General features: G+C 69.8%; 28 protein-coding genes. 15 read left to right on the top strand and 13 right to left on the bottom strand.

The window, feature by feature from the left end:
• Window positions 1-8 precede the first annotated feature (8 nt).
• Window positions 9-734 (bottom strand): SDR family NAD(P)-dependent oxidoreductase, encoded by a 726-nt coding sequence (locus LT971_RS01275; RefSeq protein WP_237005036.1) that lies wholly within the window; start codon window positions 732-734, stop codon window positions 9-11.
• 84 nt (window positions 735-818) lie between these two features.
• Here LT971_RS01275 and rpiA point away from each other — a divergent pair, with 84 nt between their 5' ends.
• A complete protein-coding gene (gene rpiA, locus LT971_RS01270) occupies window positions 819-1,493 on the top strand; it encodes a ribose-5-phosphate isomerase RpiA (protein ID WP_237005035.1) in 675 nt (224 codons plus the stop codon).
• Window positions 1,494-1,569: 76 nt separating this feature from the next.
• Here rpiA and LT971_RS01265 read toward each other — a convergent pair whose 3' ends face one another.
• The gene (locus tag LT971_RS01265) at window positions 1,570-1,737 is read right to left on the bottom strand and encodes a DUF1931 family protein (RefSeq protein ID WP_237005034.1); all 168 of its coding nucleotides are present in this window, start codon (window positions 1,735-1,737) and stop codon (window positions 1,570-1,572) included.
• Window positions 1,738-1,991: 254 nt separating this feature from the next.
• Here LT971_RS01265 and LT971_RS01260 point away from each other — a divergent pair, with 254 nt between their 5' ends.
• Both LT971_RS01260 and LT971_RS01255 read left to right on the top strand, forming a co-directional pair.
• Entirely contained in the window at window positions 1,992-2,141 is a 150-nt protein-coding gene (locus LT971_RS01260) for a DUF7563 family protein (RefSeq protein ID WP_237005033.1), read from the top strand.
• Window positions 2,142-2,179: 38 nt separating this feature from the next.
• The gene (locus LT971_RS01255) at window positions 2,180-2,413 is read left to right on the top strand and encodes a GIY-YIG nuclease family protein (protein WP_237005032.1); all 234 of its coding nucleotides are present in this window, start codon (window positions 2,180-2,182) and stop codon (window positions 2,411-2,413) included.
• A gap of 30 nt (window positions 2,414-2,443) precedes the next feature.
• On the opposite strand, the gene LT971_RS01250 is transcribed toward LT971_RS01255, so the two are convergent.
• Window positions 2,444-3,007, bottom strand: coding sequence for an NADPH-dependent FMN reductase (locus tag LT971_RS01250; RefSeq protein WP_237005031.1), 564 nt, complete (start codon window positions 3,005-3,007; stop codon window positions 2,444-2,446).
• Window positions 3,008-3,149: 142 nt separating this feature from the next.
• Here LT971_RS01250 and LT971_RS01245 point away from each other — a divergent pair, with 142 nt between their 5' ends.
• Window positions 3,150-4,523 carry a phosphoglucomutase/phosphomannomutase family protein gene (locus LT971_RS01245; protein WP_237005030.1) on the top strand — a complete coding sequence of 458 codons (1,374 nt, stop codon included), beginning with the start codon at window positions 3,150-3,152 and terminating at the stop codon, window positions 4,521-4,523.
• 28 nt (window positions 4,524-4,551) lie between these two features.
• Here the strand turns inward: LT971_RS01245 and LT971_RS01240 are convergent, their stop codons facing one another.
• The 3 genes from LT971_RS01240 to LT971_RS01230 form a co-directional block, all read right to left on the bottom strand.
• On the bottom strand, window positions 4,552-4,884 hold the full coding sequence (locus tag LT971_RS01240) for a GNAT family N-acetyltransferase (protein ID WP_237006240.1): 333 nt from the start codon (window positions 4,882-4,884) through the stop codon (window positions 4,552-4,554).
• Between the two features lie 64 nt (window positions 4,885-4,948).
• Window positions 4,949-5,176, bottom strand: coding sequence for a ubiquitin-like small modifier protein SAMP2 (gene samp2 / locus LT971_RS01235; protein ID WP_237005029.1), 228 nt, complete (start codon window positions 5,174-5,176; stop codon window positions 4,949-4,951).
• 57 nt (window positions 5,177-5,233) lie between these two features.
• A complete protein-coding gene (locus LT971_RS01230) occupies window positions 5,234-6,352 on the bottom strand; it encodes a bactofilin family protein (protein ID WP_237005028.1) in 1,119 nt (372 codons plus the stop codon).
• 492 nt (window positions 6,353-6,844) lie between these two features.
• On the opposite strand from LT971_RS01230, the gene LT971_RS01220 reads away from it, so the two are divergent.
• The 3 genes from LT971_RS01220 (at window position 6,845) to LT971_RS01205 (ending at window position 11,560) form a co-directional block, all read left to right on the top strand.
• Window positions 6,845-9,895 (top strand): replication factor C small subunit, encoded by a 3,051-nt coding sequence (locus tag LT971_RS01220; RefSeq protein ID WP_425293258.1) that lies wholly within the window; start codon window positions 6,845-6,847, stop codon window positions 9,893-9,895.
• A gap of 71 nt (window positions 9,896-9,966) precedes the next feature.
• Window positions 9,967-10,260 carry a hypothetical protein gene (locus LT971_RS01210; protein ID WP_237005027.1) on the top strand — a complete coding sequence of 98 codons (294 nt, stop codon included), beginning with the start codon at window positions 9,967-9,969 and terminating at the stop codon, window positions 10,258-10,260.
• 52 nt (window positions 10,261-10,312) lie between these two features.
• Window positions 10,313-11,560, top strand: coding sequence for a hypothetical protein (locus LT971_RS01205; RefSeq protein ID WP_237005026.1), 1,248 nt, complete (start codon window positions 10,313-10,315; stop codon window positions 11,558-11,560).
• Window positions 11,561-11,677: 117 nt separating this feature from the next.
• Here LT971_RS01205 and LT971_RS01200 read toward each other — a convergent pair whose 3' ends face one another.
• The gene (locus LT971_RS01200; RefSeq protein ID WP_237005025.1) at window positions 11,678-12,661 is read right to left on the bottom strand and encodes a glutathione S-transferase family protein; all 984 of its coding nucleotides are present in this window, start codon (window positions 12,659-12,661) and stop codon (window positions 11,678-11,680) included.
• A 92-nt stretch (window positions 12,662-12,753) separates the two neighbouring features.
• Complete coding sequence (locus tag LT971_RS01195) at window positions 12,754-14,070, bottom strand: outer membrane protein assembly factor BamB family protein (RefSeq protein WP_237005024.1); 1,317 nt, start codon at window positions 14,068-14,070, stop codon at window positions 12,754-12,756.
• Window positions 14,071-14,188: 118 nt separating this feature from the next.
• Here LT971_RS01195 and LT971_RS01190 point away from each other — a divergent pair, with 118 nt between their 5' ends.
• The 3 genes from LT971_RS01190 (at window position 14,189) to LT971_RS01180 (ending at window position 18,377) form a co-directional block, all read left to right on the top strand.
• Window positions 14,189-14,869: a DsbA family protein gene (locus LT971_RS01190; protein ID WP_237005023.1), complete on the top strand. Its 681-nt coding sequence runs from the start codon at window positions 14,189-14,191 to the stop codon at window positions 14,867-14,869.
• Between the two features lie 212 nt (window positions 14,870-15,081).
• A complete protein-coding gene (gene alaS / locus LT971_RS01185) occupies window positions 15,082-17,865 on the top strand; it encodes an alanine--tRNA ligase (RefSeq protein WP_237005022.1) in 2,784 nt (927 codons plus the stop codon).
• Between the two features lie 83 nt (window positions 17,866-17,948).
• Window positions 17,949-18,377, top strand: a complete 429-nt coding sequence (locus tag LT971_RS01180; protein ID WP_237005021.1) for a hypothetical protein — start codon at window positions 17,949-17,951, stop codon at window positions 18,375-18,377.
• A gap of 68 nt (window positions 18,378-18,445) precedes the next feature.
• Here LT971_RS01180 and hisI read toward each other — a convergent pair whose 3' ends face one another.
• From hisI to fer2, 3 genes are all read right to left on the bottom strand, one after another.
• On the bottom strand, window positions 18,446-18,814 hold the full coding sequence (gene hisI, locus LT971_RS01175; RefSeq protein ID WP_237005020.1) for a phosphoribosyl-AMP cyclohydrolase: 369 nt from the start codon (window positions 18,812-18,814) through the stop codon (window positions 18,446-18,448).
• A gap of 44 nt (window positions 18,815-18,858) precedes the next feature.
• On the bottom strand, window positions 18,859-19,797 hold the full coding sequence (locus LT971_RS01170; RefSeq protein WP_237006239.1) for an A24 family peptidase C-terminal domain-containing protein: 939 nt from the start codon (window positions 19,795-19,797) through the stop codon (window positions 18,859-18,861).
• A 79-nt stretch (window positions 19,798-19,876) separates the two neighbouring features.
• Complete coding sequence (gene fer2, locus LT971_RS01165; RefSeq protein WP_237005019.1) at window positions 19,877-20,266, bottom strand: ferredoxin Fer2; 390 nt, start codon at window positions 20,264-20,266, stop codon at window positions 19,877-19,879.
• A 145-nt stretch (window positions 20,267-20,411) separates the two neighbouring features.
• On the opposite strand from fer2, the gene hisA reads away from it, so the two are divergent.
• Window positions 20,412-21,140, top strand: coding sequence for a 1-(5-phosphoribosyl)-5-[(5-phosphoribosylamino)methylideneamino]imidazole-4-carboxamide isomerase (hisA, locus tag LT971_RS01160; protein ID WP_237005018.1), 729 nt, complete (start codon window positions 20,412-20,414; stop codon window positions 21,138-21,140).
• 79 nt (window positions 21,141-21,219) lie between these two features.
• Window positions 21,220-21,810: an imidazoleglycerol-phosphate dehydratase HisB gene (gene hisB / locus LT971_RS01155; RefSeq protein ID WP_237005017.1), complete on the top strand. Its 591-nt coding sequence runs from the start codon at window positions 21,220-21,222 to the stop codon at window positions 21,808-21,810.
• Here the strand turns inward: hisB and LT971_RS01150 are convergent.
• Entirely contained in the window at window positions 21,807-22,490 is a 684-nt protein-coding gene (locus LT971_RS01150) for a DUF8528 domain-containing protein (protein ID WP_237005016.1), read from the bottom strand. The two genes, hisB and LT971_RS01150, sit on opposite strands and share 4 nt — an antisense overlap.
• Before the next feature lie 170 nt (window positions 22,491-22,660).
• On the opposite strand from LT971_RS01150, the gene trpY reads away from it, so the two are divergent.
• Window positions 22,661-23,164, top strand: a complete 504-nt coding sequence (gene trpY, locus LT971_RS01145; RefSeq protein WP_237005015.1) for a TrpY family transcription regulator — start codon at window positions 22,661-22,663, stop codon at window positions 23,162-23,164.
• Window positions 23,165-23,187: 23 nt separating this feature from the next.
• Here the strand turns inward: trpY and LT971_RS01140 are convergent, their stop codons facing one another.
• A complete protein-coding gene (locus tag LT971_RS01140; protein WP_237005014.1) occupies window positions 23,188-23,478 on the bottom strand; it encodes a hypothetical protein in 291 nt (96 codons plus the stop codon).
• 86 nt (window positions 23,479-23,564) lie between these two features.
• Here LT971_RS01140 and LT971_RS01135 point away from each other — a divergent pair, with 86 nt between their 5' ends.
• Entirely contained in the window at window positions 23,565-24,185 is a 621-nt protein-coding gene (locus tag LT971_RS01135) for an IMPACT family protein (RefSeq protein WP_237005013.1), read from the top strand.
• Between the two features lie 78 nt (window positions 24,186-24,263).
• Window positions 24,264-25,391, top strand: coding sequence for an ABC transporter substrate-binding protein (locus LT971_RS01130; protein ID WP_237005012.1), 1,128 nt, complete (start codon window positions 24,264-24,266; stop codon window positions 25,389-25,391).

Genomic DNA, 25,391 nt, shown 5'->3' with positions numbered 1-25,391 from the left:
CGCCACAGCTAGAAGGTCTGGGCGTCCCTGCTGGTCCGGACGTCGAGTTCGAAGGTCCACGCGGTCCGGGGTTGTGTGGCGAGCCGCCAGAAACAGTCGGCGACGGCGTCGGTGTCGATCCAGGCGTCGTCGGGACGGTCCGGGTGTGCATCCCTGAGTTCGGGCGTGTCGAGCCAGCCGTCGACGACTACGTGAGCGACGTGGACGCCGTCGTCGGCGAGGTCGTCGGCGACCGACCGGAGAAGCGCACGCCGGGCGGACCGGGCGGCCGTACGTGCCGGGTCGCTGCCGCGGTCGCGGACCGCGCTGGCGGACCCGGTGACCAGCACGTCGGCGCGGTCGGCCGCACGGAGGTCCGCGAGGACCTCGTTCAGACACCGGAGCACGCCGTCGAGTTCGACACTCGTCGTCGCTCGGAGGTCGGCGACGCTGGGGACGGCGCTGTCGCCACTGGTCGCGTCGTCGCTGTACAGCGTGGAGACGAGGGCGTCGATGGGGCCGACGGCGTCTCTGACCGCGTCGACGGCGGCCGAGAGGTCGTCGGGGTCGGTGATGTCCGCCGGTGCCGCGACGGCCGAGCCCGGTGTCTCGGCCGTGATGTCGGCGGCGAGGTCGTCGAGGAACGACGCGGAGCGGGCGACGAGGCCGACGCTGGCCCCCGCCTCGGCGAACCGGCGGGCGACCGACGCGCCGAGGCCGGAGCCGACGCCGACCACGAGGACAGTTCGGGACACGTCCGACGGCACGGACGGCAGCGAGAAAAAGCCCGGGCGGGTGGCGGAGGTGGCTTTTTGCCGGGGGCCGCCCGAGCGTGTGGCATGAAACAGTCCGGCGGGAGCGACGCACAGAAGCGGCGGGCGGGCGAGGCCGCCGCCGACGAGGTCGAGGACGGCGACGTCGTGGGGCTGGGGACCGGGAGTACGGCGGCGCACGCGATTCGGGCGCTCGGCGAGCGGCCGGTCGACGTCGAGGGCGTGCCGACGTCCTTCGAGTCCCGGCAGCGCGCCGTCGAGGCGGGGATTCCGCTGACGACCCTCGAAGAGGCGTCGGTGGACGTCGCCATCGACGGCGCCGACCAGGTCGCCGGCGGAGCGCTCGTGAAGGGTGGCGGGGCGGCGCACGCTCGCGAGAAGTACGTGGACGCGAGCGCCGACCGGTTCGTCGTCGTCGCCGACCCGTCGAAGGAGGCCGACGTGCTGGACGTGCCGGTGCCGGTGGCGGTGCTGCCGGACGCCCGGACGGTGGTCGCCGAGCGAGTGGTGGCCCTCGGCGGCGAGCCCGTGCTGCGGGACGCCGAGCGGAAGGACGGCCCGGTCGTCACCGACGACGGCAGCCTCGTGCTGGACTGCGACTTCGGCGACATCGAGGCCCCGGGGTCGCTGGCGGCGTCGCTGTCGGGGATTCCGGGCGTCGTCGAACACGGGCTGTTCGTCGATTTGGCGGACGTCGTCTACGTCGGGACCGGCGACGGCGTCAGAACGGTGACGCCGTAGCTGGCGGGCGAACGGTCGCGGGTCGGCGGAGACGCGCCGCTACGACCCGGGAAAGAACGGAAAAGGACTGCCGAGTTTACAGGTCGCGCGGCTGGACGGTCTTTCGACCGTTGGCTTCGGCGCGCTCGGCAGCGTCGGCGAGGAGCTCGTCGACTTCCTCGTCGAGCGCCTCGTAGAAGTCGGAGGCAACGTTCTTGTCGTCGAGTGCTTCCTTCACAGCGGCCTTGACGATGAGGTCTGCCATACACGCTGGCTTTTCTCTCCCCTCCTTATAAGGCTTCCCATAATCGGCCGCGTAACGGCCCGGTTACGCCGTGTGCACGGCGAACTGCGCGTGACCAAGGGTCGTTCCACGTGAAACGAAGGTGGGGTGTGTGACGGCGGGAGTGAACCAACTCAGGTTCGCACTGGGGGAAATTATGTTCCAAATTGGGAAAACTGCTTTATTGGTGTGCGGAGTAGTAACGTAGTGCCGACGACCAGTCGGCGCAACTCCCCATGCCCCGCTGTACCCACTGCGACGGCCACGTCTCCGACGACTTCGTCCGCGTGTTCGCGGACGAGGACGGACAGGTTCGCGCGTGCCCGAACTGCTCCGCGAACGCGGGCATCGCCGAGGTATCCCGCGAGCGGGGACGCCACGCCTGACCGAAACACCGGTATCGGACCGGCCGCTCCGTTCTGTTGTGCACTACGTGTACGTCCTCGAGTGCAGCGACGGCACCTACTACACGGGCTACACGACCGACGTCCAGCGACGGGTCGCCGAACACGACGCCGGCGAGGGCGCGAAGTACACGCGCGGCCGCACCCCGGTCGAGCTCAGGCACACCGAGTCCTTCGAGTCGAAGTCCGCCGCAATGAGCCGCGAGTACGAACTCAAGCAACTCTCCCGCGCCGAGAAGGAAGCCCTGTTCTGAGCGCGCGCCGAGCCACGGCGAGCCGTCGACTCAGGGCCCGGCCCGCGACGCCATCCGCCGGCGAGCAGTGGCGACCACGTCCTCGGCGACGCCGTCGATGCGGTCGGCGATGTCGTCGTCCAGCACGGTGCCGTCGGCACCGAACTTGTCGCTGGCGTTCCGGACGCCGACCTGCGCCGGCACCACGTCGGCGTGGACGCCCCGCATCGTGACCCGCAGGTGGTCCATCGTGGACGCGATGGTGCCGCCGCCCGCGACCACGAGGATGCCGGCGACGGTGTCCTCGTACTCGTCGAACGAGCAGTAGTCGTGGAAGTTCCGGAACGTCGACGAGTAGCTGCCGTGGTAGACCGGTGACCCGACGACGACGCCGTCTGCGGCCCGCATCCGGGCGAGCAGCGCCTCGGCGTCCCCGGACTCTGCAGCGGGGCGGTCGGGGTCGTACAGCGGGAGGTCGACGCTCCCGAGGTCGACGAGGTCCGTCTCGGCGCCCGCCCGTTCGGCCGCCGCCAGCGCCCGCCGAACGCCTTTCAGGGTGTAGCTGCCGTCGCGGCGGCTGCCGGCGACGCCGACGACGAGCGGTGTGCCAGTCATTGCGTGTCCGTAGACCGCCCCCGCCTAAGTTCCGCGCGGTCTCCGAGCGCGTTTCCGGCAGTTCGTTTCAGTACGCGAACTGGTACGTCCGACTACCCCGCCGACCGCAGCGCCTTTGAGGAGTCGAAGCGACGACTCGCGCATGGACGACGCCATCAGCTTCGGGACGGACGGCTGGCGGGCGACGCTCGACGAGTTCACCAGCGAGCGCGTCCGCGTGGTCGCTCAGGGGACCGCCGACTACCTCGCCGCGGCGGGCCACGCCGGCGAGACCGTCGCCGTCGGGTACGACGCCCGCGCCACGTCCCGCGGGTTCGCCGAGGACGTCGCCGACGTGCTCGCTACCAGCGGCTTCGACGTGCTGGTGCCCGAGCGCGACTGCCCGACGCCCGCCGTCTCCCACGCCATCGTCGAGCGCGGCCTCGCTGGCGCGCTCGTCATCACCGCCTCCCACAATCCGCCGGAGTACAACGGCGTGAAGTTCATTCCGGAAGACGGCGCCAGCGCCCTCCCCGAGGTCACGGAGGGCATCGTCGCGAATCTCGGCGAGCCCGTCGACGGCGAGCAGACCGGCGAAATCCGGGAAGTCGACTTCGCCGGCCCACACGTCCAGCACTGCCGGGACCTCGTGGACGCCGACCTCTCGGGGCTGACAGTGGTCTACGACGCGATGCACGGCAGCGGCCGCGGCGTCACCGACGACGCCCTCGAAGCGGCGGGCGCCGACGTGATTCGGCGGCGCTGCACGCGGGACGAGGACTTCGGCGGCACGCCCCCGGAGCCGACGCCCGAACACCTCGCCGGCCTCGCCGACGCCGTCCGCGAACACGACGCCGACCTCGGCATCGCCAACGACGGCGACGCCGACCGGGTCGCCGCCGTCACGCCCGAGCGCGGCGTGCTAGACGGGAACTGGTTCTACGTGCTCGCCTACGACTACCTGCTGGAGTCCGACGCCGGCCCCGCAGTCAGGACCGTCTCCACGACGTTCCACGTGGACAAGCTCGCCGACTCCCGGGACTGCGAGGTCGTCGAGGTCCCCGTCGGCTTCAAGTGGGTCGCGGAGGCCGTCGGCGAGCACGACGGCCTCTTCGGCGGCGAGGAGTCCGGCGGCTACACGATGCGCGGCCACGTCCGCCAGAAGGACGGCGTGCTGATGGCGCTGCTCGCCGCGGCCGCCGCCAGCGAGGCCGGCCTCGACGAGCGCATCGACGCCATCGAGGCCGCCCACGGCGAGATCCACCAGGACAAGGTCAGCGTGGACTGCCCGGACGACCGCAAACAGGCAGTCCTCGACGACCTCGCCGACGAACTCCCCGACAGCGTCGCCGGCGTCGGCGTCGACGACGTCAACGACACGGACGGCTTCAAGATTCTGCTCGCGGACGGCTCGTGGCTGCTCGTCCGCCCGTCGGGCACCGAACCGAAGATGCGGGTGTACGCCGAGGCCGGCAGCGGCGACCGCGTCGCCGCCCTCCTCGACGCCGGTCGCGACCTCGTCGAACCGCTCGTCTGACCGGCTGGCTTCACCGTCGTCCCTCCGGCTATTCGAGGACGCCCCGGTAGCGCTCGCCGCGGCGCTCGCAGTCGAAGCCCAGGTCGTCGTAGAACGGCTTCACGCCGGGGTCGAAGTTCGCCGTCAGCGGCCGCCAGCGCTCGGCGGCAGCCCGGACGAGCCGGGAGCCGATGCCCTGGCCGCGGCGACGCCGCCGGACCGCAACGGCCTCGACGTGCGCCCCCGTCTCGCCCCGGGGGACGGCGACGAGCGCGCCGACGATGCGGTTCGCGTCGTCGGCGACGACCACAGTCCCCGCCTCGATGCGGTCCTCGACGGCCGTCGCGTCCACTTCGAGGTTTGCACCGTCCAGCACCCGCATCACGCCGAGGTGGTCACGCGGCCCGGCGTCCCGGACGGTGAGGTCGCCGCCAGCGGCCACGGCGCTACCCTCCCTGAATCAGCCGCAGCACCCGCACGTAGTCGGCGTCGACGGGCTGGTCCTCGGGCACCGGCGTGCCGTCGACCATCACCGACACCTCGTGCGGGCTCAACTCGAGGTCCGCGAGGATGTCGGCGTACGTCGTCGCCCGCTCACCGTCGTCGCCGTCGGCTGGGGCGTCGACGTCGAACTCGCGGGTCTCCCCGCCGACCACCTCCACGGTCACGCGCATACATCGGCGGTAGCCGGCCGAGGGCCTTCAGCCCCCCGGTCGTCGGACCGCCGTTCGTCAGGCCGTCGGCTCGCCGTCGTCGGCCGCCCCGGCCTGGTCGCCGGTGCTGGCGGCTGCGTCGGCGGCCGTCTCCGTCCGGCGCCGGCCCCGGATTCGCCGCCAGAGCACGGCGGCGAGCGCGCCGAGCCCCAGCAGGAGCACGACGAATTCCACGAGCCCACCGAGGATGGGGACTTCACCGAGAGCGAACACGGCCAGCACGCCGACCAGCAGCGCCACCCACCGGTTCTCGTAGTCCGCCAGCGACAGCAGCCACGCGCCGACCGCGTACTCGCCGAGCACGAACCCGACCAGCACCAGCAGCCCGTACACGAGCAGCCACAGGAACGCCAGCGGGATGCCGACGATTGTCAACAGGAGTGCAGCGAACAGCGCGGGCCCGGCGAACAGCGCGAGGAACCCGATGCCGGCCGTCCGCGCCGGCTGCTCGCGCGTGTCGGAGACGGTCGCCGCCGCCACGCCCGGCAGCAGGGCGAGGACGATGACGCCGAACACCAGCGTCACGGCGACGCCGTACGCCGTGAACAGCCAGCTCGCCACCTGCATCCCGCTGCTCTGGAAGCCGCCGCCGCTGGCGATGCTGTCGTCCTGCCGGAGTTCACCGTCGACGGTCGCACCGCCGCTCTGCGAGAGGTCGCCGTCGTAGAGGAAGTCGCCGCCGACCGACGCCGTCGACCCGAGCAGAATCGACCCGGCGCCGACCCGGACGGTGCCGTCGACGCGCCCGTCCAGCGTGAACGACCCGGCGCCGGTGTCCACATCCCCGGCGATGGTCGCGGTCTCGGCGACGTCGATGCTCCCGCCGGCGATCTCCACGTCCTCGCCGACCGACCCGGCGATCGTGACGCTGCCGGCAGCACCCTGCACGGTCCCGGTGACCGTCCCGCCCTCCGCGAGCACGACTGACCCCGCGAACGCCTCCAGATTCCCGTCCACGGTCCCGCGAACGACCACGGTCCCGCCGACCGCCTGCAGGTCGTCGCTGACAGTCTCACCCTCCTCCACCACGACGGTGCCGCCGAACCGCTCCTCGGCCGCCGCCACGCCGACCAGTGCCGGCATCGAGACGACGAGCACGACGGCGAGCGCGACGGCTCGCACCTGTTTCCTGTTCATACGTCGACACTCAACGTCGCTCCTGATAAACGTAGCTGCGCCGTCGCAGACGGCGACACAGCGTCGGACGACCGGCTGCGGGACGACACGAGATTTCGAGGCGCCCGCATCCTCGAGACCCTCCCCCGCTTCGCTCGTTCACCCACCGCACCGCCACCGCGCGGCTCACGGGTCGCTCCGCTCCTCGCGGGTCGCTCCGCTCCCCGCTCGTCCGCACCGTGGCCTCCCGCCGGTCGGCCACGCGCTCCCCGTTCGCTATCCCGAGACCCTCGCAGTTCGCGGCTCACCCCGTTCGCCGCTCACGTAATCCGTGGCTCTCAGTCGTTCACTCCGTTCGCGCGCTCACGGGACAAGTCCCGTTCGCGTGACGCGGTTCTCACTCGCGTCGCTCGTTCCGAACCGCGCACTCCCTCCGAGCCACGCACTCGCTTCGCTCGCTCGGGTCTCGCATGTCTCGCGGTGTTTAAGTCCCACACGCCCCACCGTCCGTGCATGGCAGACGCCGCTGGCGGCCGGCAGGAAATCTGGGTCGAGAAGTATCGACCGGAGCGCCTCGAGGACGTCGTCGGACACCCCGACATCACGGAGCGCCTGCAGAGCTACGTCGACCGCGACGACCTCCCCCACCTGCTCTTCGCAGGTCCAGCGGGTACCGGGAAGTGTCTCACTGGCGAAACCCCCGTGCTGACGAACGACGGCGTCGAGCGGGTCGAGGACGTGGTCGGTGACGTCGACGGCTTCGAGTCTCCCCGCCCCGATCTCGAAGTGGCGACGTTCACCGAGGACGGCGACTTCGAGTACGCGCCACCATCGGACGTGTTCAGCCGGCAGGCCGACGAGACAGTGACGGTCTCGACGCGCGACGGCGGCGAGTTCACGGTCACACCTGAACATCCCCTCCTGACCGTCGACGGTGAGGGGCTCTCCTGGACGCCTGCCGAGGAGTTGACGGCTGGCGATCGGGTTGCCCGTCCACTCCACGCGCCGGCCCCCGGCGGTGACGGTCGAATTGACTGGTACGAGGCGATGGACGGTGACCGGACGCTCGTCCACCTCGACGACGGGTTCGCTGCCACGGCCGGAATTCCTGCCGAGGAGAACTACGTCGGAGCGAAGAAGCGAGTCGTACGGGAGCTCCGGCGACACGGAAACGTCGACACCGCCAGCGACGTGCTCGACGTCCCGAGAGACACGGTCGAGGCGTACGCCAACGATGTCGCCGATCGTGACCTCGCTGCGTCCTCTACCGTCTGCTCGCTCGCCTACCTCCGAGACAGGTTCGACTACGACGACGTTGCGAACCACATCGAGAGCATCCAGTACGTGAATGCGAACAATCTGCGCTCGGCGCCGATCACGCCACCAGAACGAGTCGACGCGTCCCTCGCGCGGTTCCTCGGGCTGGTGGTGAGCGAAGCCCGGGTCGACGGTGGTCGTCTCCGGTTCTACAACGAGGACGAGCGGCTGCTCGAACACGTCGAGACGACGCTCGAAGACGAGTTCGGGCTGTCCTGCGAGCGACGAGAACGCAAGGGCGTCCCGTTCGTTCACGCGATCAGCGCTACGCTGTCGGCGTACCTCGAGGCGTGCTTCGACGTGACCGGTGACGGCATCGTTTCGACGCTGCTCGAGGCGAGCGACGAGACCCGGAGCGCGTTCCTGCGGGCGGTCTTCGACGCCGAAGGCTACGTGACGAAGAAAGGCGCCATCGAACTCTCGCAGAAAGACGGCGAGTTCGTCTCGGCGCTCACGTACCTGCTCGCGGGGTTCGGCATCCCGGCGCGCCGAAAGCGCGAGCAGAAGGCCGCGACGAACGGGACGGGAATCGAGCGCGAGTACCACACGCTCTACGTTTCGGGAGCGCGCGACCTCGCCAGATTCGAGTCGGCGGTCGGGTTCACAATCGGGGAGAAGGCCTCGCGGCTCGCCGACGCGGCGGCGCGTGACTCGAACCCGAACCACGACACGATGCCAGTTCAAGCGTCGGTCGACCGACTGTGTCGCCGTCTCAACCTCCAGAAGGAGGGCCTCGTCGGCGAATTGTGCAGCGACGCGCGAGCGCGAGAGCAGTACCTGACGGCACTCGACGACGTGCTGGACGCGGCCGACGACAAACTCGACGCGGCACAGACTGCACTGGACTCCCTCGAAGCTACCCAGTCCGAACTCGCTGCAGTGACTGGAGCCGCGACGGCGTGGGTGGAGAACAGGCCCCAGCTGGAGCCGCTCGACGAGCGGAAAGCGATCGCGGAGACGGTCGATGCGCGAACTGACCGACTGCTGGAGTACGCCGACGGCCGACGAACGCCGACCGGTCGGCGAGTCGGACGGCTGCTCGCCGAGCTCGATGAGAGCGAGCCGAACGTCGGGGCAGTCCAGGAGACCCTCGAAGGCGTTCGCGAGTCACTCGGTGTTTCCTACGAGGAACTCGCCGACGGCACCCCGTACCGTGGTGTGGCGGTGAACAACCTCCTGACAAACGACGACCACAGTCTGCGGTCCCTCACGCGGTTCGAGACCGTCGCAGCAGAACTGGAGCGTGCGGCAGAACGGATGCTCTCGCTCGACGTGGCGGCGCAGATGCGGTCGCTGGAACTGCTGGCGTCTGCCGACCTCTACTACGATGCAGTTCAGGCGGTCGAACGCAACGGCGAGCCGACGAGAGTGTACGACCTCACCGTCCCCGAGACGCACAATTTCGTCGCCGGCAACGTCCCGACAACGATGCACAATACTGCCTCAGCGGTGTCCATCGCGAAGGAGATCTACGAGGACGACTGGCAGGACAACTTCCTCGAACTGAACGCCAGCGACGAGCGCGGCATCGACGTCGTCCGGGACCGCATCAAGGACTTCGCGCGGTCGTCGTTCGGCGGCCACGACTACCGGGTGATCTTCCTCGATGAGGCAGACGCCCTCACAGACGACGCGCAATCAGCGCTCCGCCGGACGATGGAGCAGTTCTCGAACAACACGCGGTTCATCCTCTCCTGTAACTACTCCTCGAAGATCATCGACCCCATCCAGTCCCGCTGTGCAGTCTTCCGGTTCGCGCAGCTCGGCGACGACGCCGTCGCCGACCACCTCCGCACCATCGCCGAGAAGGAGGACCTGGAGTACACGTCGGACGGCATCGACGCACTCGTGTACGCCTCGGACGGCGACATGCGGCGCGCCATCAACGCCCTGCAAGCCGCCTCCGCGACCGGCGAGGTCGTCGACGAGGAGACCGTCTACGCCATCACGGCGACGGCGCGACCCGAGGAGATCGAGGCGATGGTGACGGAGGCGCTCGGCGGCGACTTCACGGCCGCGCGAGCGACGCTGGACGACCTCCTGACGAACCGCGGGCTCGCTGGCGGCGACATCATCGACCAGATCCACCGCTCCGTCTGGAGCTTCGACGTCGAGGAGGCCGCCGCCGTCAGGCTGCTCGACCGGCTCGGCGAGGCCGACTACCGCATCGCCGAGGGCGCCAACGAGCGCGTCCAGCTCGAGGCGCTGCTGGCCTCGGTCGCGTTGAACGCCGACGAATCGGCGTAGCTCCGACAAACGCACCGCGGGCCGCCAGCCAGTAACAGCACCTTCTTCCGCGCGGGGACGAACGCTCGCGCATGGCAGACCTCACCGACTTCCAGGAGGACGCCGTCGAGATGATTAGTTCCGACGCCGAAGCCCCGACCGCAGTCGTCCAGATGGGCGAGGACGGCGGTGCGAACATGCTGCTCAACGACGGGAAGTTCGCCGCGCGCGGCCCGAACCCGCAGTTCGACCTCCTCGCGGCGTACGCGCTGCACCTCGCCAACGAGAACGACATCACCGTCCCGGAGGTCTTCGACGCAATCGACGAACGGCTCGAACTCTGGAGCGAATCGGGCGGCATCCAGATCGGGCAGGAGAAACGGTAGGCCGACTGTTCCAGCGCGAACATTTTTCACCTGACGTGTTCCACTCGCGGGTATGCGTCCCCGCGCCCTCCTCTCCCTAGCCGCGGTAGCCCTGCTCGTCGCACAGGCCGGCTGTGCCGGACTGAACCCCGGTGCCGACGCAACGACGCCGGCGCCGGCAACCGACGACGGACCCGCCACGACCGGGACAGTGGACCCGACGACGGCCACCACCGCCACCGGGACGCCGGCCCAGACGACGACCGACCAGTCGCTCCCCGTGGACCCGGAGGCCGTGTTCCAGCGCGTCGAAACGCTGCTCGGCGTCGACGCGACGCAGCCGACGGTGCGCGTGCGGCAGCCCGAAGACGACCTGCCCATCGAGCCGGTGGCGGACCTCGTGTCGCTGGTCGGCGCGGCCAAGGACGGCGGCGACCCGCGCACGTGCATGCCGGAGACCGTCGGGCTCGCGAACGCCTCGACGGTCGTCGTGTCCACGGACGGCCTCACTGCCGCCGAACTCGAGTTGCTGCTCGTCCACGAGTACGTCCACGCCATCCAGTACCAGTCAGCCCAGCTCGAGGTGCAGGCCCCGATGCGCGATACCCTCACCAAGACCATCGGCGGCCGCACCACCTCGCGCGCCATCGTCGAGGGAGCGGCCGTCTACGCGTCCGAGGCGTACGCTCGCGAGCACGACCTCGGGTGGACGCACGGCACCCCGATGGAGATGCGGCGGTGCCTCTACGAGCACGCGCCCCGGGGCGTCGGCGAGATCTACGCCCAGTACTACTTCGGTGGCGAGCACTTCGCGGCGCGACTCGACACGCCGGCGAACCTCTCGGCGGTCTACCAGCAGCCGCCGCGGACCGCCGAGGAGCTCATTCACGGCCTCGAACGCGGCAGCGAACCGCCGGCAGCACTGAACGTGACCGTCGCCGACAGCGGCGACTGGCGCGTGGTCGAGCGCGGGCACCGCGGCGAGCTGTTCGTGCGCGCCCTGCTGGCGAACCAGCTGCCCGACGACCGCGCGAGTCGCGCGGCAGCCGGCTGGGGCGAGGACGTCGCGGTGCTGTTCGGCGAGGGCACCGAGAGCGCGCAGGCGGCCGCCTGGGTACTGCGGTTCGACACCGCCGCGGACGCCGACGAGTTCGCGGCGGCGTTCGACGCGGCCGCCAGCGGCAACGACGAGTACCCGTTCGTGCGGCGCGAGCGCGCCGGGTCCGGGACGGTCGTGGTGGTCGCCGGCGACGAGGGCTTCGTCTCGAGTGCAACCGTCTCGGGGTCGAGCGGGAACGTCACCGTGTCCCCGCCGTCGTGACCCGCCGAGCCGGTTCGGCGTCCAGAACGCGCCGGTTGGGGAGGCGGCGGCGCCGAGCGCGGGGCTGGCGAGGGTGTCGTCCACCGTCTCGGGGGCGGCGGGCTGCGGGAGCCCTGTTCAGTCCAGCAGCGCCCCGGGCGGGCCGCCCGGCAGTTCGTCGCGGTCGTGGGGCGCCGAGAACTCGGGGTTCGGGCCGGCGCCGACGAGCCGCTTCGGGTTGAGCTGGCCGTGGCTGCGGTAGTAGTGGTTCTTCACGTGGTCCATCTCGCAGGTGGCGGCGACGCCCGGCAGCTGGTAGAGCTCCCGGAGGTACGGCCAGAGGTTGTCGTACTCGGCGATCTGGCGGCGGTTGCACTTGAAGTGCGTGTGGTAGACCTCGTCGAACCGGTAGAGGGTGGTGAACATCGCAACGTCCGCCAGCGTCAGCCGGTCGCCCGCGAGGTACCGCTGGTCGGCGAGCAGGTCGTCGTAGCGCGCGAGCGCGTCGAAGAGGTCGGCGATGGCGTTCTCGTAGGCGCGCTGAGTGTCAGCGAACCCGGCGCGGTAGACGCCGTTGTTGATGGGGTCGTAGATGTCCTCGATACGGTGGTCGATCTCGTCCCGGTAGCCCTCGGGGTAGAGGTCGACGTCGCGGGTGGCGAACGCGTCGAACGCGCCGTCGAACATCCGCATGATCTCCTCGCTTTCGTTGTTCACGATGGTGCCGGCTTCGGTGTCGAACAGCACGGGCACCGTCACGCGCCCGGAGTACTCGGGGTCGGCTTCGGCGTACACGTCCCGGAGGTAGTCGTGGCCGAACAGGTGGTCCGGCGTCGACCCGGGCTTCTCCGGGTCGAACTCCCAGCCCTGGTCGTACCGCACCGGGTCCACGACGCTCACCGAGATGGCGTCCTCGAGGCCTTTCAGCGCCCGCACCAGAAGCGTCCGGTGCGCCCACGGGCACGCGTAGCAGACGTAGAGGTGGTAGCGCCCCGACTCGGCGGGGACGTCCTCGCCGACCCAGTCCCGGAAGCTCGTCTCCTCGCGCTCGAACTCGCCGTCGTCGCCGTGGTCGATCATCTCTTCCTCGGTCCGCCACTCGCCGTCGACCATTCTGCCCATACCCCCTGTTGGGGAGCCGACGGTTTAGCGGTGCGGGCGACGGCCGACCTCGCCCCTACGTGGCGGGGCGGGGCCGGCGAGTCGCCAGCGGACTACGTGTAGGCGCGGACGTAGTTGTCGTACCGCGCGCCCGCCGTGTCCTTGATGCAGACGCCGACGAACATGGCGTCGCCGGCGGCGACCGGCGCGCCGTACGCGCCGTGGTACTGGTCGACCGGGAGGTCGAACCGGACGTCGCCGGTCGCGGTGTCCAGCGCGAACAGCGGTTCGCCGCCGACGTACAGCGTGTCGCCGGCGACGGTCGCGCCCGTCATCTGGGTGCGCTCGCTGCCGGCGCGCCACGCCTCCTCGCCGCCCGGGTCCAGCGCGACCACGTCTCCCGTCGTCACGACGAACAGCCGGTCGTCGGCGTGCGTCGGCCGCGAGTAGATGGTCGCGCCCGTGTCGGCGGTCCACGCGGTGTCGCCGGCGAGCGTGAACGCGTGGACGGTGCCGTCGCGCGCCGCGACGAACGCGCGGTCACCGGTCACGACGGGTGCCACGTCCAGCGCGCCGGCCGTCCCGACGGACCACTCGACGCGCCCGCCGTCGTCGGGGTCGAGAGCGTACAGTCGGCCGCTCGTCGACCCGTCGTCGGCCAGCAGGGTCGCGGCGACGTAGACGGTGCCGTCGGCGTGCGCGGGGGCGCCGGTGACGGAGCTCCGGTCGGCGTCGGGGACCTCGAACCGCCAGCCTCGGTCGCCGGACTCGGGGTCGAGAGCGCGAACGTAGCCCGCGCCGGCCTCCTTGCCGGCGACGTACAGCCGGCTGCCGTCGTGGGCGACCGTCGACGTCGCCGGCACCGCCGTCGACCACAGTTTCCCCCCGGAGCTGGCACTGAGCGCCTGCACGGAGCCCGGCGCACCGGTGTCGACGCCCGCCCCCTCCTTCGCGACGGTGTACAGCGTGCCGTCCCGGCAGGTCGGCGCGAAGTGGTGGGCCATCCCGCCGAGGTGCGTCTTCCACTCGTCCTCGCCGGTGGCCGCGTCGAACGCCCACATCGTCTGCTTGCTCCCGACGAACAGTCGGCCGTCCGCGACCGCCGGCTCGCGGAGCGTGTAGATGCCGTCGACCCCCGACTCCCAGACGGACGTGGCGGTGTCACCGACCGCCGACGCCCGAGGGTTGTAGCCCGTGTGGCCGCCGTCGTAGCCGTAAGTCGTCCACTCGTCGTCGCTGGACAGCGACAGCCGGGGGTCGGGCGCCTCCCCGCGCTCGGACTGCGAGCCGTCGGCCGCGTCCGGGGGCGCGGTCGTCGACGTATCCGGGGACTTCGCTGGCGCCGTGCAGCCCGCTGCAGCGGCGGTGGCGGCGGCCGAACCGACGCTGGCGAGGAGGGCGCGCCGGGAGAGGTGACGTCGGGAACCCATCGCCTCACCGTTAGCACACCGGCGTCGTAAGCGTGTCGGACGTTCACAGGCACCGCGCTTCGCCGGCCCGGCGAAACTGCCCCCGGACTATTTGCCAGTCCCGCGTCAAGCCCGCAGCATGACCAGCCGACGGACGTTCCTCGCGACGACCGCCGCAGCGACGACGACGAGCGTCGCGCTCTCGGGCTGTCTGGGCATCGGCGGCGGAGACGGCGGCAGCAGTGACGCGCTCGCCGACCACCCTGCGGCCGCCGGACTCGACGACGAACCGACGCTCGGCCCGCCACCGATGGAGGCCGACGCCGCGCTCGTCGCGTTCTCGGACCCGTCGTGTCCGCACTGCCAGACGTTCGAGACCGAGACGTTCCCCCGGCTCCGCGAGAACTTCGTACAGTCCCAGCGGCTGTCGTTCGTCTACCGAAACGTCGCCGTCGCCCGCGAGTGGGCGCCGGCCGCCATCCACGCCCTCGAAGCCACCTGGGCACGCGACGAAGCCGCGTTCTGGGCGCTCCGCCGCTGGATGTACCGCAACCCCGACGCCGTCGCGTCGAACCCCGGCGAGGCCGCAGCCAGCTTCCTCGCCGACAACACCACCCTCTCCGACCCCGACGCCGTCCGCACGGCCGCCACCGACAGGACCGAGACCGAGCAAGTCACCGAAGACGAGGACGCCATGCGCGACGCCGGCCTCGACTCCACGCCGTCGTTCGTCGTCGCCCGCGACGGCGAGGTCACCGGGACCGTCGTCGGCGCACAGTCCTACCAGACGTTCGTCGACGCCATCGGGCTCGAGGAGTAGCGACTGGTCGCCCGTACGGAGACGGCTCGCGTCTCGCGGTTCCCTGCGGTCACCGCTCACTCCTTCCGAGGCGCCTGACGGTGCCTCGCGGCGCTCGCAACTCACGGCTCACTCCGTTCGCCGTTCGCACGCCCGAGACCCGCGCTCGCTGCGCTCGCTTGGCTCTCGCAGTCCCGGAACTGTTTTACTCGCTCGCCGGCCACCTACCCCCAATGAGCGACCTCGAGTCCGCCTACCGCCTCGAGTACTTCGAGGAGGAAGGGTTCCACCGAACGGAGTGCGTGGAGTGTGGTGCGCACTTCTGGACCCGTGACGGCGACCGCGAGACCTGCGGCGAACCGCCCTGCGAGGACTACCAGTTCATCGACGACCCCGGCTTCGAGGAGGAGTACTCGCTGACCGAGATGCGCGAGGAGATGCTCTCGTACTTCGAGCGCGAGGGCCACGAGCGCATCGACCCCTACCCCGTCGCGGCGAACCGCTGGCGGGACGACGTCCTGCTCACGCAGGCCTCTATCTACGACTTCCAGCCCCACGTCACGAGCGGCGAGTCGCCGCCGCCCGCGAACCCACTGGTAGTGAGCCAGCCCTGCATCCGGATGCAGGACATCGACAACGTCGGGAAGACCGGCCGGCACACGATGGCGTTCGAGATGCTCGGCCACCACGCGTTCAACGCCGACGACGGCACGGACTACGCCTACGACGGCGAGGTCTACTGGAAGGACCAGACCGTCGAATACTGCGAGGGCCTGCTGGAGGAGGTCGGCGTCCCGCTGGACGAGGTCACGTTCATCGAGGACCCCTGGGTCGGCGGCGGCAACGCCGGGCCCGCCTTCGAGGTCATCTACAAGGGCCTCGAGCTGGCGACGCTCGTCTTCATGAGCCTCGAACTGGACCCCGAGGGCGAGTACGAGATGAAAGACGGCAACACGTACGCGGAGATGGACCGCCGCGTCGTCGACACCGGCTACGGGGTCGAGCGCTGGACGTGGATGAGCCAGGGCACCCCGACCGTCTACGAGGCCGTCTACCCCGAGACCATCGACTTCCTGAAAGAGCAGGCGGGCATCGAGCACACCGACGAAGAGGCCGAGCTCGTCCACCGCGCGTCGAAGCTCTCCGGCAACCTCGACATCGACGAGATCGACGACATGGCGACCGCGCGCGCCGAGGTCGCCGGCGAACTCGGCGTCGACGCCGACTACCTCACCGGGCTCGTCGAGCCGCTGGAGGACATCTACGCCATCGCCGACCACTCCCGCGTGCTGGCGTACATGTTCGGTGACGGCATCGTGCCGTCGAACGTCGGCACCGGCTACCTCGCGCGGATGGTGCTGCGCCGCACCAAGCGCCTCGTCGACGACGTCGGCGCGGACGTCCCGCTGGACGAGCTCGTCGACATGCAGGCCGAACGCCTCGGCTACGAGAACCGCGACAGCATCCGGAGCATCGTGCGCTCGGAGGTCGAGAAGTACGCCGAGACGCTCGAACGCGGCGGCCGTCGCGTCGAGCAACTCGCCGAGGAGTACGCCGAGCGCGGCGAGCCGATTCCGACCAGCGAGCTCATCGAGCTCTACGACTCCCACGGCATCCAGCCGGACATGGTGGCGGACATCGCCGCCGACGTCGGCGCCGACGTCGACGCCCCCGACGACTTCTACTCGCTCGTGGCGGCCCGCCACGACGAGGCCGACGCCGGGGAGGCGGCCGGCGACGACGGCGACGAGCGCCTCGCCGACCTGCCGGAGACGGAGACGCTGTACTACGACGACGCCTACCGCTCGGAGTTCGAGGCCGTCGTCCTCGACGTCTTCGAGCGCGAGGACGAGGACGGCGAGGCCGCCTACGACGTGGTCCTCGACCAGACGATGTTCTACCCCGAGGGCGGCGGCCAGCCCGCCGACACCGGGACGCTGTCGACCGACGACCGCACCGTCGACGTGACGGACGTCCAGGAGCGCGACGGCGTCGTCCTCCACCGGACCGCCGAGAGCCCGGGCAAAGGCGAGTTCGTGCGCGGCCAGATCGACACCGAGCGCCGCCGCCGCCTGATGGCCCACCACACCGCGACGCACGTCGTCGTTCACGCCGCCCGGCAGGTGCTCGGCGAGCACGTCCGGCAGGCAGGCGCCCAGAAGGGCGTCGACTCCTCGCGCATCGACGTGACGCACTACGAGCGCCTCGACCGCGAGACGGTCAAGGAGATCGAGCGCGTCGCCAACGAGGTCGTCACCGACAACACGAGCGTGCAGCGGGAGTGGCCGGACCGCCACGAGGCCGAGGAGAAGTACGGCTTCGACCTCTACCAGGGCGGCATCCCGACCGGCGAACAGATCCGGCTGGTGCACGTCGACGACGACGTGCAGGCCTGTGGCGGGACGCACGTCGACCGCACGGGCGAGATCGGCTCCATCAAGATTCTGAACGCCGAGCGCGTACAGGACGGCGTCGAGCGGCTGACGTTCGCCGCCGGCGCAGCCGCCGTCGAGCACGTCCAGGAGCTGGAGGACGACCTGCTGGCGACCGCCGAGATTCTCGACGTGACGCCGTCGGAGGTGCCGGAGACCGCCGAGCGGTTCTTCACCGAGTGGAAGGAGCGCGGGAAGACCATCGAGGACCTGAAAGAACAGCTCGCCGAGGCGCGCGCGTCCGGCGGCGGCGCCGGCGAGGAAATCGACGTCGCCGGCACGACGGCCGTCGTCCAGCGCGTGGACGGCGACATGGACGAGCTCCGCGCGACCGCGAACGCGCTCGTCGACGGCGGCAAGGTCGCGGTCGTCGGCTCCGGCGCCGACGGCGCGCAGTTCGTCGTCGGCGTCCCCGACGACGTTCCCGTGAACGCCGGCGAGGTCGTCGGCGAACTCGCTCGAATGGTGGGCGGCGGCGGCGGCGGTCCCGCCGACTTCGCGCAGGGCGGCGGCCCAGACGTCGACAGCCTCGACGACGCACTGGAGCAGGCGCCCGATATTCTGAAGGATATCGCAAGCGCCTAATCCAGCGATAGAGGCGTTGGATTCTGCCGAATACAGTTAGGACGCCGTAGTTCTTTTTGTTCTAGGCTCCTACATTGTACACAATGGACCGAGAAGAGGAACAGAATGACTCGCAGTTTCTAGGAACCCCAAATGACGAAACTGCAGACGAATTTCTGGAGAGAAGGCTTGCTTTCATCGAAGAGCACTTTTCGTATGAAGAGCTAACTGGCCTCTCCATTGATGAATTAGAGAATCAGCGGAAGTCGTACAACGATTATCTGAACTCCGTTTATTCCAGATTCACCCACGAAGATTTCGTTTTTGCTGACGACCTGGAGACATACAATGCAATTACTGATTCCGAAGAGCAGCTATTTGCCCCACTGTCTGAACCCCAGCAACGGCAGATCTTAGCGACGACAGAGAAGATCCACAGGAATTTCGATAAAGCGTACCAAGACGCAAAAGACAGGAAAGTAAATCGAATAGCGTCCATTATGAGTTCTATTCCGGTTGTTAGGCGGCTCTAGTCCGTAATCCCGGATAAACCAGAGTTTGCTATTTAGGAGTTATAAACTCTTGGAGGTATTGAGAGGATTCAGTACGTCTCCTCGGGGTCGAAGACTTTCTCGCCGACGACGTCGCCGTCCAGCGTGCGGTGGAAACACGACTCGTAGCCGGTGTGGCAGGCGCCGCCGGTCTGGTCGACGAGGTACAGCAGCGCGTCGCCGTCGCAGTCGACCCGAATCTCCTCGACGGCCTGCGTGTTGCCGCTGGTCGCGCCCTTCTCCCAGAGCTCGTCGCGGGAGCGCGAGTAATAGTGCGCACGCCCGGTCTCGGCGGTCTCCGCGACCGCCTCCCGGGTGGCGTGCGCGAGCATCAGTACGTCGCCGCTGTCGGCGTCCTGTGCGACCACGGTGACGAGGCCGTCGTCGCCGAAGTCGAGGTCGACGTCGAACTCCTCCATACCGGCGACTGGGCGCCCGCGGGGTTAGTGGTTGCGCGTGCGGCTCAGGCCGCCGCGAACCCCAGCGCGTCCAGCACGTAGAACAGCACGTCGCCGAACGTGAGCGCGACGACGAGGCCGACGAACAGCGGCAGCAGGAACGGGACGCCGGGCGTCACCCAGACGTCCTCGCGCTCGGCGACGAGGTCGAGGCCCGCCCGGAGCTGGGCGGGCGTCGTGCCGTACGCCGAGTGGTCGATGGCGTCGAGGAACGCCGCCGCCCCCCAGGGGTCGCCGCTGCCGTCGGTGGCGACGGCGCCGTCGGTCGGGTCGCTGGGGTCCTCGGGGAGCGTCGCCGGGTCCCGGAGTTCGGGGTCCATGCGGAGGTCCGCCAGCGTGAGGCCGCGCCACCGGAGGTACATCCGGAGCGCGTCCAGGTCGAGGCCGGCCCGCGTGAAGCCGTCGCCGTCCTCGAGGAGACTGCCGTGAATCGACGGCAGGTCGTCGACGGCGACCCGCCGCCCGACGAACATCACGACCGAGTACTCGCCGTCGAGCGCGTTCCGCACGCCGAGCACGAGCGGGTACGCCAGCCCGAGCAACACCGTGTTCGTGAGGATAGTCAGGGAGAACACGCCCAGCGTCGTCTGCACCTCGGGGAGCGCGTACCCGGCAACCTCGTAGGCGGGGTACGTCGGGAACAGGACGGCAAGCACCATGAACGCGCGAGCGTCGGCGCCGCCGAACCCCCCAATGTACCAGAAGCCGTACGCGAGCGGAATCACGAACAGGAGGCTGAACCCCGCCCGCACCGCGAACAGCGTGAACGCGCCCGGCTGCCCGAGCGCGGCGAAGCCCTCCCAGAGCAGGAGGAGCGCGCCGAGGAACGCCAGCGGCCCCCAGAGGTCGTTCGTGACGCGACGCGTGCTCACGTCGCGAAGCGCGGCCCAGCCGAGCGCGGGCACCGCGACGAGCCGCAGGAGGTCCGGTATCGAAGCGTCCACCACTACCGGGTGACGGACCTGCGGTTGCTTAGCCCTTTTGCACGCGTCCGGCGAAAAAACGATGTGGGTCGTCGCCGCGTTAGATGACGCGGTTCTGCAGGTAGTCGAGGTGCTTGGCGTTGTAGACGATCTTGACCTCGTCGGCGGCCGGCGAGCCGATGCAGGTCAGGCGAACGTTCTTCTCCTCGACCTCCTCGTCGCTGAGGATCTGCTGCATGTCCATGTCGATTTCGCCCTTCTTGACGATGGACGCGCAGTTCGCACAGGCGCCGGCGCGGCACGAGAACGGCCAGTCGTAGCCCTGCGCCTCGGCGGCTTCGAGGATGTACTCGCCTTCGGCGACCTCGAGGCTACCGTAGTCCTCGTCGTCGAGGCCCGCGTCGGCAGCCTTCTCGAAGAGGTCGTCGTCGTCCATGTCCCAGCCCTGGTCGTCCAGCGTCTCGTAGTTGAGGTATTCTACCGTCGGCATCACCCCGGCAGTTCGGCGCCCCGAGTCATAGTAGTTGCTGTTCACTCCAGCAATCCGGCACGCGACCCGGTTCGTGACGGGCGACGAGGACGAGTAGGGCCACCGCCAGCGAGGGGTTTTATACGCGCCGGGCCGTGGCGACAGTATGGCTTTCGAGTCGTTCGCGGTGGTACCCGCCGTCGACATGCAGGACGGCGAGGTCGTCCAGCTCGTCCAGGGGGAGCGCGGGACAGAACGGAAGTACGGCGACCCCGTGGAGGCCGCGACGAGGTGGGTAGACGAGGGCGCCGACACGCTCCACCTCGTGGACCTCGACGGCGCGTTCGAGGGCGCTCGCGCGAACGCCGACGCCGTCGGTAGCGTGCTCGACGCGACCGACGTCTCCGTGCAGGTCGGCGGCGGCATCCGGACCGCCGACGACGCCACCGACCTGCTCGACCGGGGCGTCGACCGCGTCATCCTCGGCACCGCGGCCGTCGAGAACCCGGACATCGTCGGAGAGATCGCGGCCGAGTACGGCGACGGCGTGATGGTGAGCCTCGACGCGAAAGACGGCGAGGTCGTCGTCGAGGGGTGGACCGAGGGCACCGGCATGGACCCCGTGGAGGCCGCCCAGCGCTACGTCGACCTCGGCGCCGCCGCCATCCTGTTCACGGACGTGGACGTCGAGGGGCGCCAGGAAGGCGTCCGGACCGAACCCGTCCGGGCGCTCGCCGACAGCGTCGACATCCCCGTGATTGCCAGCGGCGGCGTCGCCACCGTCGACGACGTCCGCGCGCTGAAGGAGGCTGGGGCTGCGGGCGTCGTCGTCGGCACCGCCCTCTACGAGGGGAGCTTCACACTCGAAGAGGCGAAGCGGGCGGTCGAAGAGTAGCTGGTTCTCGGCGGCGTCCGTAGCCAGCGGACTGCGACGAGCGCAACGGCCTTGTAGCCGGCCTGCCACGACCCAACCAATGACAGACCGCACGGCCGCGGTGACGCGGGAGACGGCCGAGACCGACGTGGAGGTCACGCTCGACCTCGACGGGGACGGCGAGAGCACGGTGGACACGGGCGTCGCCTTCTTCGACCACATGCTGGCGTCGTTCGCGAAACACGGGCTGTTCGACCTGACGGCGCGCTGCGACGGCGACCTCGAGGTCGACGACCACCACACGGTCGAAGACGTCGGCATCGCGCTCGGGACGGCGTTCGACGAGGCTGTCGGCGAGAAGCGCGGCATCGAGCGGTTCGCGGACCGCCGGGTGCCGCTAGACGAGGCGGTGGCGGCCGTCGTCGTGGACGTCTCGGGCCGCGCAGTCTACGAGTTCGACGGCGAGTTCAGCCAGCGCGAGGTCGGCGGGCTGACCAGCCAGATGGCGGCGCACTTCTGGCGGTCGTTCGCGACGAACGCCGAACTCACGCTGCACTGCGAGGTCACCGGAGAGAACGCCCACCACGAGGTCGAGGCGCTGTTCAAGGGCGTCGCGCGGGCGCTGGACGACGCGACTCGCGTGGACGAGCGGCGGGCGGGCGAGACGCCGTCGACGAAGGGCGACCTCTAGGTGCGACGCAGGCCGCCCGCGGTGTCCTCGACGTCGCCGTTCTCGATGGCGGCTTCGACGGCGGCCTCGAAGGACGCGTCGGTGAGGTCGTAGGCGTTCGTCGCGAGCGACCGGAGGTCGCTGCGCGGCATGCCGTCGTCGCGGTTCTCCAGCAGGCGAAGCACTTGCGCGTAGCCGTCCGGCCGCTCGACGGGCGTCCCGCCGGACGGCTCCTCGATGGTGATGCCGTCGTCGGCGGCATCCGCGCTGCCAGCGTCGGTCTCGGTTCGGGCGGCGTCAGTGTCGTCGCTACTGGCGTCAGTCTCGGACTGGACGACATCAGTCTCGGCGCTGCTGGCGTCCGCGTCGGCGCTGGAGGCCGGGCCGTCGGCCGCATTCCGAGTACCGGACGGCGCTGCCGTCGTCGCGGTTCGCTCGGGGGCGGATTCGGGAGCAGTAGTAGTGCTGTCCGCCGGCTCGCCGGCCGCTCCGGTGTCGTCTCGCTGGCTGTCGCCGACAGCGCCGTCGCCCGCCTCGCCGGCGTCGGCGTCGAGCAACGGGTCGACGACCGTCTCGAGAGTCCGCTGGCAGTCCGCACAGAGGGCGAGCCGGACCGGGCCGTCGGGGACGGCCGCCGGAACCACCTCGAAGACCCCGTCCGGGGCCTCGCCACAGAAGTCACAGGTGTCTACCTGACGCATACCGCTTGCGTCGCGGTGCGGCACCAAAAGCCTGCTCGCCGACGGCCGCAGCGGCGACTCGCCGACGGGTCGGTGTCGACGCTGGTCGATCCCAGGGAGACACCGACTGGCGCGTCCGCAACGCCGGTCAGACGCGAACCGTTTTCAGGCGCGTCCACCTGACTCCGGGTATGTTCGCAGAGATTATGGAGAAGTTCGAGGGGAGCCCCGGCCAGCAGGCCGTGATCCGGCTCCTGCTCGAGCGCGGCTTCTCCGTGAACGACGAGGGGCGCGTGGTCTCGGGGGACATCGAGATTCCCTACACGCAGGTCGCCCAGGAGGCGGGCGTCGACCGCCGCGTGGTCGACTCCACGACCGAGGCCATCCTGGCGGACGACGAGCTCACGCGCATCTTCCAGAACATCAGCCAGATTCCGAGCCTGATGGACCTCGCGCCGGTGCTGGACCTCCACGTCGTCACCATCGCCGTGCAGGACGCCGACGAGCCCGGCATCGTCGCGCAGGTGACCGGGCTGCTGGCCGACCGCGGCATCTCCATCCGCCAGACCATCAGCGAGGACCCCGAGTTCACCGACGAACCCCGGCTCTATCTGGTGACGGACGAGGAGCTGCCGGGCGAGGTGTTCACGGAGCTGGCCGACATGCCGTTCGTGCGCTCCGTCGAGCTGTCGTGAACCGGGCGCCCGGAGGAGCAGCGCTACTTCCGGAAGACGACGCTGCCGAGGATGAAGAGGTAGCCGACGGTCGTCAGCGCGTAGTTCACGGTGAGCAGGACGATGGCGTTCTCGAAGTCCTGGGCGAACGCCGAGACGGTGGTGGCGATGGCGGCCGCGACGACGATGCTGAACCCGAGCGCGAGGTACAGCATCTCGCGGCGCTCGGTCTGGAGGAACGCGTTCGCTGCGAACGCCACCATCGCGAGCCCCGACAGGGAGAGCGCGACGCTGGCGGCGACGTACAGCAACTCGAGCGTCGTCAACGCGGCCATCTGTCCCGGGATTGCGCCGACGTACGCATAACCTTTTGGGGCGACGAACCGCAAGCGGGAACTCGCTCGCCGACCGAGCTACTGGCGTGACTGACGTCTACCGCACGCTCGCCGGCCGGGGGGACGCCAGCTTCGAGGTGCAGGGCTCGGAGTTCATCGGGTACGCCAGCCCCGCCGGTACCGTCGACGAGGCGGAGGCGTTCGTCGACGAGGTGCGGGACCGCCACGGCGACGCCACGCACAACGTCCCCTGCTACCGGGTGCGGGTGGAGTCCGGCGGACCGGGGGGAGGACACATGCTGCGCGAGTACCAGAGCGACGACGGCGAACCCACCGGTTCGTCGGGGAAGCCGGCGCTGAACGTCCTCCAGCAGCGCGACGTGGAGAACGCCGTCGTCGTCGTCACGCGGTACTACGGCGGCACGAACCTCGGGGTCGGCGGGCTGGCGCGGGCGTACTCGCGAGCGGTCAAGGACGCCGTGGACGCCGCCGGCGTGGTCGAGCAACGGCCACAGGAGCGGTTCACGGTGACCGTCGAGTACGACGACTCGGGCACTGTCCGGGGGATTCTGGAGAGCGCGGACTGCGAGTTCGACGCCGACTACGGCGAGGACGTGGCGTTCGACGTGACCGTGGCCGTGGCCGACGCCGACGGCCTCCGGGAGCGCGTGGCGGACGCGACGAGCGGGCGGGCGGACGTGTCGTAGCCCGACCTGACAGCCCCGTTACTTTTGGGCCGCCTAAAAATCGAAGCGCACAAGTGTGTTTAGGGGAGCCTAAACCACATGGGCGTAGCAGACGACAGCCAGCGACGGACGCGCAGACAGTTCCTCCGGGGGAGCGCCGGCCTCGCGGCCGCCGGCCTGCTCGCGGGCTGTGCCAGCAGCCCCACCGGGGGCAGCGACGGCGGCGACGGCGGGTCGTACACCGTCTCCATCGAACCGGTCGGCGAGGTCGAGTTCGACTCGGTGCCGGAGACGTGGGTGGCGAACAACGGCAGCTGGGCCGACATGGGCGTCGCACTCGGCCTCGAACCGCCTGAGGGCGTCTGGCTCACGAGCCGCTACCACACCCACTACTACGACGACGTCGACGGCGTCAGCGTCGACGACAGCGAGATGGTGTCGCTGTACCAGAACGGCGGCGTGAGCCTCGAGCGATTCCTGGAGCTCGACGCCGACGTCCACGTGATGGATCCGAACTTCCTCCAGAGCCGCTTCGAGGGATGGAACGAGGAGGACGTCTCGGAGCTCGAGGAACGCGTCGCGCCGCTGTTCGGGAACTGCAGCTACGCCCAGCACTACCCCTGGCACGGGGACTACCGGTACTACTCGCTCATGGAGTGCTTCGAGAAGCTGGCGGAGGTCTTCCAGCGCACCGACCGCTACGAGGCCTTCCAGGGCGTCCACGACGACTTCCAGTCGAATCTCGCACCGGTCGTCCCCGGCCAGGGAGAGCGCCCGTCCGCGGCCGTGCTCTGGGGCGTCGGGAAGGAGCCGACGAAGTTCTACCCGTACGTCATCGGTGACGGCACGGGCTTCAAGCACCTCCGCGACCTCGGCGTGCGGGACGCCCTGGCCGAGTCCGGCGTCGAGGACTTCCACGGCACCCGGGCGGCCATCGACGTGGAGACCCTGCTCGACGTCGACCCCGAGGTGTTGCTCCTGCGCGGCTACGAGAACATGAGCGAACAGGAGTTCCGGGACACCATCGTCTCCTTCCTCGAGGACCACGAGACGGCGAGCCGCGTGGCCGCCGTCGAGAACGGCGAGGTGTACCGCGCCGGCGGCCTCTACCAGGGCCCCATCACGAACCTCGTGCTCACCGAGCGGCTGGCCGGCGACCTCTACGGGTTCGACGGTGAACTGTTCGACCGCGGGCGCGTCGCCGACATCGTCGCGGGGGAGTTCTGA

This window comes from Halobacterium rubrum, assembly GCF_021729015.1.
In the GTDB taxonomy this organism is placed as follows: Archaea; Halobacteriota; Halobacteria; order Halobacteriales; family Halobacteriaceae; genus Halobacterium; species Halobacterium rubrum.
This window is presented reverse-complemented; position numbering and strand designations above follow the sequence as displayed.